The 11,512-nt window shown below is 35.2% G+C and carries 11 protein-coding genes; 4 read left to right on the top strand and 7 right to left on the bottom strand.

The window, feature by feature from the left end; translation table 11 throughout:
* Positions 1–58: 58 nt before the first annotated feature.
* Positions 59–1,501, bottom strand: a complete 1,443-nt coding sequence (locus tag J582_RS23455) for a glucose/sorbosone family PQQ-dependent dehydrogenase (protein ID WP_031983697.1) — start codon at positions 1,499–1,501, stop codon at positions 59–61.
* 366 nt (positions 1,502–1,867) lie between these two features.
* On the opposite strand from J582_RS23455, the gene J582_RS23460 reads away from it, so the two are divergent.
* Together J582_RS23460 and J582_RS23465 are read left to right on the top strand one after the other, a co-directional pair.
* The gene (locus tag J582_RS23460) at positions 1,868–2,497 is read left to right on the top strand and encodes an SOS response-associated peptidase family protein (RefSeq protein ID WP_031983698.1); all 630 of its coding nucleotides are present in this window, start codon (positions 1,868–1,870) and stop codon (positions 2,495–2,497) included.
* 246 nt (positions 2,498–2,743) lie between these two features.
* On the top strand, positions 2,744–4,198 hold the full coding sequence (locus tag J582_RS23465) for a SulP family inorganic anion transporter (RefSeq protein ID WP_031983699.1): 1,455 nt from the start codon (positions 2,744–2,746) through the stop codon (positions 4,196–4,198).
* Positions 4,199–4,241: 43 nt separating this feature from the next.
* On the opposite strand, the gene J582_RS23470 is transcribed toward J582_RS23465, so the two are convergent.
* From J582_RS23470 to kynU, 5 genes are all read right to left on the bottom strand, one after another.
* Positions 4,242–5,420, bottom strand: coding sequence for a S8 family peptidase (locus tag J582_RS23470; protein ID WP_031983701.1), 1,179 nt, complete (start codon positions 5,418–5,420; stop codon positions 4,242–4,244).
* A 232-nt stretch (positions 5,421–5,652) separates the two neighbouring features.
* Positions 5,653–5,766: a hypothetical protein gene (locus J582_RS27625; protein WP_080593683.1), complete on the bottom strand. Its 114-nt coding sequence runs from the start codon at positions 5,764–5,766 to the stop codon at positions 5,653–5,655.
* A 732-nt stretch (positions 5,767–6,498) separates the two neighbouring features.
* Complete coding sequence (locus tag J582_RS23475; protein WP_032048712.1) at positions 6,499–7,245, bottom strand: alpha/beta hydrolase; 747 nt, start codon at positions 7,243–7,245, stop codon at positions 6,499–6,501.
* 7 nt (positions 7,246–7,252) lie between these two features.
* Positions 7,253–8,659 (bottom strand): amino acid permease, encoded by a 1,407-nt coding sequence (locus J582_RS23480; RefSeq protein ID WP_032048713.1) that lies wholly within the window; start codon positions 8,657–8,659, stop codon positions 7,253–7,255.
* Positions 8,660–8,698: 39 nt separating this feature from the next.
* Positions 8,699–9,949 carry a kynureninase gene (gene kynU, locus J582_RS23485; protein ID WP_031982793.1) on the bottom strand — a complete coding sequence of 417 codons (1,251 nt, stop codon included), beginning with the start codon at positions 9,947–9,949 and terminating at the stop codon, positions 8,699–8,701.
* Between the two features lie 146 nt (positions 9,950–10,095).
* Here kynU and gigD point away from each other — a divergent pair, with 146 nt between their 5' ends.
* Together gigD and J582_RS23495 are read left to right on the top strand one after the other, a co-directional pair.
* A complete protein-coding gene (gene gigD, locus J582_RS23490; protein ID WP_031982794.1) occupies positions 10,096–10,545 on the top strand; it encodes an Lrp/AsnC family transcriptional regulator GigD in 450 nt (149 codons plus the stop codon).
* 43 nt (positions 10,546–10,588) lie between these two features.
* Entirely contained in the window at positions 10,589–11,080 is a 492-nt protein-coding gene (locus tag J582_RS23495) for a GNAT family N-acetyltransferase (protein WP_032048714.1), read from the top strand.
* Positions 11,081–11,104: 24 nt separating this feature from the next.
* Here J582_RS23495 and J582_RS23500 read toward each other — a convergent pair.
* The coding region (locus tag J582_RS23500; protein WP_032048716.1) for an IS256 family transposase at positions 11,105–11,512 on the bottom strand (408 nt) is incomplete at its 5' end.

Genomic DNA, 11,512 nt, shown 5'->3' on the forward strand with positions numbered 1-11,512 from the left:
ATAAATACATCTAAAGTTGTGTAAAAACCCAGCGATAGCGCTGGGTTTTTTGCGTAGATTACTTTCCGTTATACGTAAATTTAATGAGAGAACCTGGATTCTCTAAATTATTTGTTACGGAACCATCATCTTTTTGCACATTACCAGCCGTATCTGTCAGTACATATAGAACATTACCCTCCGGACTTGCAATCACATCACGATAACGGTTATTGCTTTTAAACATCGGGATAGCATCATCTAAAGTCACACTATACGTCGGGTCTAGCTTAATACGGAAAATTACCCCACGTTTTAAAGATGGTACCAATAATGTATTTTCCCATCCTGAAATTGCTTTTTTGCCTCCCGTATATACATATGCCGATGCCGGCGCAACTGTTGGCCAACAAACATAAGTCATATCACCACAAGTTGGATCATTGTAGTTATAGGTATCTTGAACGGTATACAACGTTTTCAAAGGGGCTACAAAGTTTTTACCAGTCCATTCAGATTCTTTAGTCACCGGAACCCCTTCAGCTACTTTTATTCCGTTTTGTCCAAAATCCTTAACTTGTGATTTATTGGTTGCAGCCGAATAGTTAGCATAAGCATAACCACTATCATCTTTATAACCCGCTACATTTGGCCAACCATAGTTCCCACCTTTTAAAATGAGATTAATTTCATCATCAGAATTTGGTCCTTGCTCAGATTGTAAAAGCTTTCCGTTTGGAGCAAACGCTAAACCTTGTGGGTTACGGTGCCCTAAAGTGTAGATATGACTCACTACTCCGTTAACGCTTGGGTTATCTTTGGGAATACTTCCGTCCAGATTTAGGCGTAATACTTTACCCATATATGTATGGTAGTCTTTACTGTTGAGCTCTTGCTGGGTTGGAGTGTGCTGTGCCTGATTTGGTAAGAACAAATAAGCTAGCTGATTACGGCCTTGGTCACCAATTGTATAATAGATTTTTTGGTCTGGACCAATGACGAGACGACCAGACTGATGGTCTTTCGATGATGGCAAGCCAGCAATCAAATCGACAGGTTTTTCAAATGTATCTGTTGTTTTATTATAGGTATATCTACGGATAATCGTTTGGTTAGGTAATTCTTTATCTGTAGATTTTGGATTTTTAAAAGTGCCCGAAATATAGATATAAGGGTTATGTTTAAAGTCAGGATGAAAAGCAAAACCTAATAAACCATTTTGACCATCAGCATCATTTACAATTTCAGGAACCTGAAAAACGGTTTTTGCGCTACCAGACTCAGGATTTACTCTCAAAATTTTACCAGTCGCACGTTCGGTTAACCAAATCTGATTGTCTGGTCCCCATAACAAAGCATGAGGTTTATTCAAGTTAGACAGAATAACTTTTTTATCAAAATTTTGTGTTTTTGCTTTAGCAAATTGTGCTGGGGTAAGAGGAATATCCGCAAATGCCGTATTAAAGGTAAATAGTTGTGCAGCACCTAAAAGAGTGATCTTCGCTAATAAATGTTTATTCATAATTCCACCTTATAAATTTTTTAAAGAGTTAACCCACACTAAAAACGTTTGATTTGTATGCGTTCTCTATATCTTTTGTATTATGATGAATAGCATATTTATTAAAATCCAAATTTCTGAAAGGCTCTGTTGCATAAAAGTAGCTATTCAAAACCAATAAATATCTTAGAAATGCCCTATGGTTCCCCCCTACCAATAATTCATTTATTTTTTAAAACGATTAATCCGAAGAAAATCTTTGTTAAAGTAATTGAAAAGTAAAAATTAATACTGAAACAAACAATTCAAATTATAAAAATATACATAACACAAAGCCAAAAGTTCCAAGCTAGGACTTAAGCATTAAAGCAGAAATCAGGTTTAGTTATGTGTGCAAATTTTAAACCCCTTAAAAAAGCTCATGCTCATCAATTAGGCTTATTTGAACCTACTTTTGACTACAACTCGGATGTCTATCCAAGCGATGACTGTCCAATGATCTTATCTCAACAAAATGAATGGGAATGGAGAAAAGTTAAATTTGGTATGCTACCTCCATATGCAAAAGAAATAACTTTTAAATACGCAACTTATAATGCGAGGACTGAAGCGGTTGAACAAAAACGTTCCTTTAAGCATGCGTGGTCACACGATCAATTCGCACTTATACCTGTTGAAGCTATTTATGAACCTAAATATATCAATGGTAAAGCTCATTGGTATGGCATATTCCGTCAAGATGGAAAGCCATTTACACTTGCAGCAATTTATGAAGAAACCATAATTGATGAGCAGAAAGTTAGAACAATGTCATTATTAACAATCAATGCAAATCGACATTCTTTTATGAAACAGTTCCATAAACCAGATGATGAAAAACGTTCAATTATTGTAATACCTGAAGATCTTAGAAATGATTGGTTAAATTGCAAGCATGATGAAGCCTCTGACTTTTTCCTAGATATGCCATTAAATGAATTTACGTCTTTGCCCAAAGCTGAGATGAACAAATCATAAAATAGTTAAATGTCTGATAAGTGAAAGTAGCAAGCTTAAATGGCTCCGCCTAATAACTTATGTTATCCTTCGCGCTTCTTTAAAACTTCAAATTTTCATTATCCATGACACTTACGCCACCTTAAGTTTATTTACCCCTCTCCTTTGTAAATAACTCATCACTGTCTAGTGATGTGGTGTAGTCGCTTGTGTATTGGTATATCACATCACTAGCCTTTCTAAAATTTAAAATTCTAGGCTATTTCCATGTTAACGAATCTTCGAGAACAATGGTTCTCTAATGTCCGTGCAGATATTCTTTCTGGGCTTGTTGTTGGTCTGGCTTTAATTCCAGAGGCGATTGCCTTTTCAATTATTGCAGGTGTAGATCCCCAAATCGGTTTATATGCGTCTTTTTGTATTGCAGTTATTATTTCTTTTGTAGGTGGCCGTCCTGCCATGATTTCGGCAGCAACAGGTGCTATGGCCTTAGTCATGACGACCCTAGTGAAAGAACATGGTCTTCAGTATTTATTCGCAGCTACTATTTTGACGGGTGTCATACAAATCGTAGTGGGATATCTTAAGCTTGCTAAGCTCATGCGCTTTGTTTCTAAATCGGTTGTGATTGGTTTTGTAAATGCTCTCGCCATTCTCATTTTTATGGCTCAGCTTCCAGAGTTAGTCAATGCAAGTTGGCACGTCTATCTATTAGTTGCTATTGGTTTAGCAATTATTTATCTATTTCCTTATGTACCAAAGCTTGGAAAATTTTTTCCATCTCCCCTTATATGTATTGTTATAGTCACATTACTTACCCTCCTTTTTGGTATTGATGTGCGAACAGTTGGCGATATGGGAGCACTACCAAATACTCTACCTATTTTTTTAATTCCAAATATTCCTCTTAATCTAGATACACTTCTTATCATTGTTCCTTATTCATTAGCGTTAGCTGCAGTTGGCTTACTTGAGTCGATGATGACAGCCACAATTGTTGATGAAATGACGGATAGCCCGAGTAATAAATTTAAGGAATGTAAAGGTCAAGGTATTGCTAATATTGCCTCGGGTTTTATGGGTGGGATGGCTGGATGTGCAATGATTGGACAATCAATGATTAATGTTAAATCAGGTGGCCGTACACGCTTATCTACTTTATGTGCAGGTATATTCTTGCTGATTTTAGTTGTATTTTTAAGTGATTGGTTGAAAGTTATTCCTATGGCTGCACTTGTTGCTGTCATGATTATGGTATCAATCAGTACTTTTGAGTGGAGTTCACTTACACAATTTAAAACTCATCCTAAAAGTAGCAATATCGTCATGATTGCAACCGTTGTAGTAGTTGTAGCTACTCATAACCTAGCACTAGGCGTATTGACGGGTGTATTACTTTCCGCGCTTTTCTTAGCGAATAAACTTGAAAATGATGTACACGTGATAACCTCATTAGAAGGCAACTCTCGTTTATATGATTTAAGAGGACAAATCTTTTTTAGTTCTTCAGATAAATTCATGCAAAGCTTTAACTTTAAAGAAGAAGTAAAAGAAGTCATTATTGATCTGACTCATTCACATATTTGGGATATCACTTCGGTTGCAATGCTTGATTCAGCAGTGGAAAGGTTTCAAAAGAATGGCATACAAGTTACTGTACGTGGTTTAAACGAAGCCAGTTCAGTCATGATTGACAAGTATGGTACACATGCAAAAATTTAAAAAAGGTCCTGCGGGACCTTTTCAATCATAGAGAATTATATTTTTAAGGAGATTTATATAATAAACGGTTTGGGCTACCAGATGGATTTTTCACCACATCACTAGTCGCTTGATTTAGCAGATTGGATGTTATCGTTTGAGGTGTAGCTGTAGGTGTACTTTGAAGAAGTTCAGCAACTACTCCAGCAACATGTGGAGTTGCCATGGAAGTGCCATTTAATACTTTAGTGGCCGTATTACTCCCAATCCAAGAAGAGTTAATTTGACTTCCGGGCGCAAAAATATCAACACAGCTTCCGTAGTTAGAATAGCTTGCTCGAGTATCAGTATTGTCAGTTGCAGCAACTGTAATTGCATTACTTGTTCTCGCCGGAGAAGAAGTACATGCATCTGTATTTGAGTTACCAGCAGCTACGACCATTACATAGCCATTATTATATAAGTTTTCTACTGCACTATCTAAAGAAGAGCTTGCCGCCCCACCTAAGGACATGTTTACAACAGCTGGTTTACTTCCATTTTTCAAAATCCAATCTAAACCAGCAATAACATTACTCGAAGCACCGGAACCATCACATCCTAAAATCCGAACAGGGACAAGTTTTACATTCTTGGCAACACCATAAGTGGTACCGCCTACCGTTCCAGCAACATGTGTGCCGTGCCCATTACAATCAGTCGTACCATTACCATCAGATATTGCTGTATATCCACTTAATACGCGACCTGAAAATTCTTGATGAGTAGATAATATACCAGTATCAACAATATAAGCTGTTGTCCCGGTACCAGTTTGCGAATAAGAATATGTTGAATTTAATGGTAAAGCTTTCTGATCAATACGATCTAGTCCCCAATCAGCATTAGTTTGTGTCGTTGCATCAATATTCACTACAGTATCATTTTCTACAGAAAGAACTTGAGGGTTCTTTTTCATCGCTTCAATGAACGCTGTTCCTGCGGTATCAGGTAAATAAATTGCAAAACCTTTAAGAGCACTGTCGTAGCTTTGTAAAATTCTGCCACCATGCTGTTTTGCAATATTCTGAGCAAAATCTTTCGCAGCCCTAATATCCTTATTCAAAATGACAATATATTGATTTTTAATAATTCCTTTTGCTTGAGAAGAATCTATTGCAGAATTTAAAAGATTAGGTGCCGCATAAGCTAAATGAGTCGCAGCCATTGTAAGAAAAACAGCAGAAACCTTGCGAATCTTCATGTGTATCTCCATATATTATATTTCAGGTATTTTTATGATAAATAATAATTTTTTTATTTCAGAATTAAATTCAAGATGGAAATCTTAAAGATTTTTATCTGTTTTTAAACCTAAATCATATTTTCATAATTTTTTATTCCACACAATATGCTTCAACTTTTTCAATAAAAATTGTGATAGAAATCTAATTTAAATTTATATATTTTATTTTTTTATAGTGAGATGTATTTTATTATTTTGGAGAAATAAAATAAAAAAATATAATCATAATGAGCAATACTATAGTTGCTAGTGATAAGTAAGTTCCAACAGTATTAAAACTTTTCAAAAACTTCAAAATATCCATAACAATATGATAATTAATAAATTAGTAAAATTATTTCAAAATTTATCAATTCATGCAACTCCAAGTAATTTACAATTTTTTTAACTATAAGTCATACGTATAATAAATGTATAGATATTTTATTTATTCCAATTACCATTTAAACTATCTAACTCTAATAATTTTATTTAAATAAATTAATTTTATGAAAAAAACTTTTAATAAAAAATACCCTCATATCTAAAATATGAGGGTATTAAAATAAACAACTTTACAGACGCAGTATATGCATAAGTAAATATACACCTTTAAAGATATATTTACAATGCTTCTTTAAAATTTTCATTTAATACGACCTGATCCTTCCTACTAACTGCTGCTTTAGTATGCTAAATATTTTTTAGCTAAGGATGATGCAAAATAAAAAAGTCCGTATCTTGGGAAGCTACGGACTATAAAACTCATCTAAGCAACAGCTAAACAGTTTGTCGATTAGAGAGAAAACACTATCCTTTTAATCTAATTGAGTTATTAATTTAGGTCAACTTGAAATCAAACATAGTGATAAAAAGCCACTTAAATGTGATCTATTCTACATTTTTACTTAAACATAACCAAAAATGAATATATTTATTTCAAATTTAATAAAACATATTATTCGATGCAGCATCTCTTAGCAAAAAACAAACTATTGATTTAAATAGTAAAATATAATTAAACTATTCTTATAAAGTTCAGCGCCTACATCCATATCTATTTAAATATATATTTAAAATAGTGGTCTAAAATTGAATAATGATTAACTCCAGAAATAGTCTCGAAAGAAACTAACTCATGACCCGCACTGCATCTGTGTTCAAAATAATTTTGGCTTTGCCACTGCAATTCACTTAGCTCCAACCCTCCACACAAAATCCTACAAGGTATATCAGTCTGCTGTTTCTGATAAATAGGGCTATATTTCAAAATATCCTCTTCTGATAAGTTTAATGCATGATTTAAATGAGTCTCCTTTATAGGAGATAAATCATAAATACCACTTAATAAAGCCAATTCTGATAATAAAGGATGGTTTAAACATACAGCTCCAAGATGTGCACCTGCTGAATGCCCTACTAATAGAACTTCATTCGTTTTCCAATTTTGTTTAGCAATAAAATCTAGAGCTTTCTGAATTTGCATAACCATTTCTGAAATATGACTTTGAGGAGCCAAGTCATATTCTAAAAGTACACACTGGGCTCCTTTTGCTAATATATACGGCGCTATAAAAGCAAAATCCGATTTATCACACCACTGCCAATAGCCTCCATGAATAAAAATCACGGTTTTATTGGTATGTTCACAAGGAAAAAAATCCATCGTTGATCGGTTCTGTGAACCGTACTTTATATCTTTTATATGGTGATAAGTCTGATAACTCAGCAAGCTTCTATATTGAAAGCTTGCTAGTATTTCCCCTTCATTTGCTACCGTTGTAGCATTATCGTATTTTCTCATATAGTGATCACTTCAACGTTTCTTCACCAGAATTGAGATTTAGCTTTACAGTTGAACGTTTTAAGTAGAAGCAAAATATCAGAACAAGAACTAAAGGCACGCCAAACTGTAAAGTGGATTTAAACTCATTGGTAAACCAGGTAGTTACTGTAATACTTAAAATCGCAATAAACCCAAATAGTGAGATGAATCGACTAGCGGGAATTTTAAATTTTAGCTCGATGTTTTGCTGTGTCATGTGTTTTCTAAAAAACATATGTGTCACAAAGATACTGCCCCAAGTGAACAATGCACCAAACATCGATAGCGCAATCATAATTGGAAACGCAGAAGCCGGATTAATCGTATAAACAATACTAGCAATACCAATCCCTACCGCAGATAGCAACAGCGCATTTACCGGCACACCATTACTACTGATTCGGCCAAAAACTTTTGGAGCATCACCTGCACGTGACAAACTAAACAACATACGGGTTGAAATATAAAGCATGCTATTCATCGCTGATAAGGCAGCTACAATTACAATAAAATTTAAAATACTATCTGCATATGGGATACCAACAATCTTCATGACCATAACAAAAGGACTAGTTGCATCTGCTCCAATCAGAACAGTCCACGGCACCAAAGTAACGATTAGAAATAAGGACAATAAGTAAAATAAAATGAGTCGGAGTGCGGTGCTTTTAAATGCCTTTTTTACTGCTTTTTCAGGGTCTTTAGCTTCACCAGCTGCGACAGCAATCATTTCTATACTTAAATAACTAAATATAGAAATAATGACTCCGATCCATACTCCACTAAAGCCATTTGGAAAAAAGCCCCCATGACCTCTCAAATTAGTAACTACTTGATTCATTCCCTGATTACTTTGCGTCAATATACCAATAGATAAAAGAATAAATACGATAATGGCAAAAACTTTAATTGTGGAAAACCAGTACTCGACTAACCCGAAGGCTTTTATACTATAGGCATTTACAACAAGTAAGGTCAGTGAAAAAAATCCAATCCAGACCCAAGAGCCTACATTCGGAAACCAGAGCTTCATATAATCAGCAACGGCGGTAATTTCGGTACCTACAGCCAACACAATACAAGCCCAGTAACAATAGCGGACTAAGAAGCCAGCGAGTGGAGACATATAATGTTCTGCATATGCACCAAATGAGCCCGAAGTAGGATGCTGCACTGTCATTCCAGCAAAACAAGCCATAAGTGCAAATGCAATTAAACCACCAATGGCATAGCTAACTATCACGGCGGGACCTGCAAAACTAATTGCAAATTTGCTTCCCATAAATAAACCGGTTCCAATTGCTCCACCAATCGCAATCATCCCCATCTGTTTTGCAGATAACTTTTTATGCAGTCCAGCTTCTCTATTTTGTATTTCATCAAAACTACTCATAGGCCCTCCTAGCCATTTGTTTTATTTTGATTCCTTAAATCAGGTCACTTCACCGCGAACTAAATAACGCTTGTTTTTCCACTCACTATTCAGCATGGTTTCTTTTAAGTGCTGTACTGCACTCCAGATATCTTCAAAGCCCAGATACAAAGGTGTAATACCGAATCTCAAGACAGTAGGTTCACGATAATCACCAATCACGCCACGTGCGATAAGCGCCTGAATGATTTCATAACCAAACTCATGGCGATAACTGACATGACTACCACGATATTTATGATCTAAAGGAGTAATTAACTCAAATCCAAATTCAGAACATTCTTGCTGTACCAGCTGAATGAATAAATCAGTTAATTTCAGCGATTTTTCACGGATTTTTTGCATATCAGCATGCAGGAAAATATCTACTCCGCACTCAATCAGACTCATAGAAATAATTGGCTGAGTCCCACATAGATAGCGACGAATACTATTCGCTGGTTCATAATGCTGGGCCATATCAAACGGCTTTTTATGACTCCACCAACCGGATAATGGTTGCCAAAACTGATCACGGTGTTTTTCATTGACCCATAACAATGCTGGAGAACCAGGTCCACCATTTAAATATTTATACGTACAACCAATCGCGAAATCACTATCAGCTTGATTAAGATGCATAGGCACAGCACCAACTGAGTGACATAAATCCCAAATAACCAGAGCATCTTGAGAGTGAATCTGTTTATTAATAGATGCCATATCGTAGAAATACCCAGTACGATAATTCACATGAGAAAGAACTACTACAGCAACATCTTTTTCTAGAACTCGAGCTAAGTCTTCTACTCCATCAATCAATTCAACTTGATAGCCCTTTTGAATTAAATCAATAAAACCTTCAATAATATAAATATCTGTTGGGAAAGCATCCTTTTCCGCAACAATTATTTTATGTTCAGGAAATTTTTCAGCCTGAATTTTTACCGCTGCTGATAAAACTTTAAATAAGTTCAGTGTAGTTGAATCTGAAATAACAACTTCACCCTGTTCTGCACCAATCAATGTGGCTACCTTATCACCCAGTCTAGTAGGTAGCCCCCACCAATCAGCCTTATTCCAACTATTGATCAGATCTTCTCCCCATTCTTGGGAAATAATATGCTGAGCGACAGACAAAGATTTCTTTGGTCTAGCGCCTAAAGAGTTACCATCTAAATAAATGACACCTTCTGGCAATGCAAATTCATCTTTAAATTTTTTGAGTTCGTCTTCCTGATCCCAATACAAACACTGTTCACGAGTAATCATTTAGTATTGCACCTATTTCAACATTTCCTTTGTATTTGAATTTTATCATGGTGATTCTTTCGATTTATTCGATAATATTTGATCAAAAACAGATAATTTCGTATAAAATTCTAATTAAAATTAAAAAATATGGATGGAATTCGAAAATGAATGTAGATGCAATTGATTTAAAAATTTTGAAGTATTTACAAGATAATGCCCGCTTAAGCAATCAAGAACTTGCTGATCTCGTTAATCTTTCAGCCTCTGCTTGTCACAGACGTGTCAAGATTTTAGAAACCAACGGAATTATTGAAAAATATCAAGCGAAAGTTAATTATGAAAAATTAGGAATAAAAATTGAGGCGATAATTGAAATAAAACTTGCTCAACTCACCGAAAATGACCACAACTTTTTCTTAAGCCAGATCAAGAATTTTGATGAAGTCATTAATGCTTATATCATTACAGGCGAATCTAATTATGTTCTGCATGTCGCCACTAAAGATCTAAATTCTTTTTCTCACTTTGTTATTAATACACTCAATAAAATTAAAGGAGTGGTAAGCATTAATTCTAAGATTATCTTACAGAAAATTATACAAAAGCCACTGTAGACTATATGGTTAAATTAAAAATTATATTTAAAGAGCTTTTACTATGATCGAAACCGAACCTTTAATCTTAAGGCAATGGAAGGAAACTGATGCTGCCCCCTTTATCGAAATGGGATTGGATAAAGATGTTATGCGTTTTTTTCCAAAGCTTTTATCTGCTACTGAAAGTATAAATTTAATTCAAAGAGCATCGGCCCTTATTGATGAAAAAGGTTGGGGATTTTGGGCTGTAGAATTAAAAGAAAGCCATGACTTTATTGGTTTTATTGGCCTACATGACCAACCAGAACAATTTGATTTTTCTCCATGCATTGAAATTGGCTGGAGGATTGCTACAAAACACTGGAAAAAAGGTTATGCCACAGAAGGAGCAAAAGCAGCATTGGACTATGCCTTCAATGCGCTTAATAAAGATAAAGTAGTTTCTTTTACAGCAACGGTAAATAAGCCATCACAAGCCGTAATGGAAAGACTAGGAATGCGTAAAGTTAAACACTTCAATCACCCCAAGCTTCCAGATGGACAGAGCCTGTAAATTATTTTGTGTAAGTTCCATTTTTTATAAATGATCTTTTAATCGATCATCGAACTGAATCGTAAACCAATTCATTGCTAAACGCCAATTTTGAATTGGCATCGTCCATTTCTTCGCAGCATTTGATGTTGCTAAGTAAATGACCTTCTTTACTGAGTCATCAGATGAAAAGATTTTCCTTTTCTTCGTTGAATGGCGTATTACGCTATTCAACGACTCAATCGCATTTGTTGTATAAATAGCATGACGTATTTCGGCTGGATAGCTAAAGATCGTTCGGATATTTTCCCAATTGGCCCGCCAGGATTCTCCAATTTTGGGATACTGGTGATTCCATTGATCACAGAAGATGTCTAGGGACTTTAAAGCATTTTCCTCTGTACTTGCCTGATAAATCGCTTTCAGACCCGACGTAACAGCCTTGTAAGCTGG

This window comes from Acinetobacter sp. 1566109 (assembly GCF_000582255.1).
Lineage (GTDB): Bacteria > Pseudomonadota > Gammaproteobacteria > Pseudomonadales > Moraxellaceae > Acinetobacter > Acinetobacter nosocomialis.

What these genes read in the sequence shown, in the direction of transcription:
- J582_RS23475 (WP_032048712.1), bottom strand. Translation starts at nt 7,245, where the DNA reads ATGAGAAAATACGATAATGCTACAACGGTAGCAAATGAAGGGGAAATA.
- J582_RS27625 (WP_080593683.1), bottom strand. Translation starts at nt 5,766, where the DNA reads ATGGATATTTTGAAGTTTTTGAAAAGTTTTAATACTGTTGGAACTTAC.
- J582_RS23470 (WP_031983701.1), bottom strand. Translation starts at nt 5,420, where the DNA reads ATGAAGATTCGCAAGGTTTCTGCTGTTTTTCTTACAATGGCTGCGACT.
- J582_RS23455 (WP_031983697.1), bottom strand. Translation starts at nt 1,501, where the DNA reads ATGAATAAACATTTATTAGCGAAGATCACTCTTTTAGGTGCTGCACAA.
- kynU (WP_031982793.1), bottom strand. Translation starts at nt 9,949, where the DNA reads ATGATTACTCGTGAACAGTGTTTGTATTGGGATCAGGAAGACGAACTC.
- J582_RS23480 (WP_032048713.1), bottom strand. Translation starts at nt 8,659, where the DNA reads ATGAGTAGTTTTGATGAAATACAAAATAGAGAAGCTGGACTGCATAAA.
- J582_RS23460 (WP_031983698.1), top strand. Translation starts at nt 1,868, where the DNA reads ATGTGTGCAAATTTTAAACCCCTTAAAAAAGCTCATGCTCATCAATTA.
- J582_RS23465 (WP_031983699.1), top strand. Translation starts at nt 2,744, where the DNA reads ATGTTAACGAATCTTCGAGAACAATGGTTCTCTAATGTCCGTGCAGAT.
- J582_RS23495 (WP_032048714.1), top strand. Translation starts at nt 10,589, where the DNA reads ATGATCGAAACCGAACCTTTAATCTTAAGGCAATGGAAGGAAACTGAT.
- gigD (WP_031982794.1), top strand. Translation starts at nt 10,096, where the DNA reads ATGAATGTAGATGCAATTGATTTAAAAATTTTGAAGTATTTACAAGAT.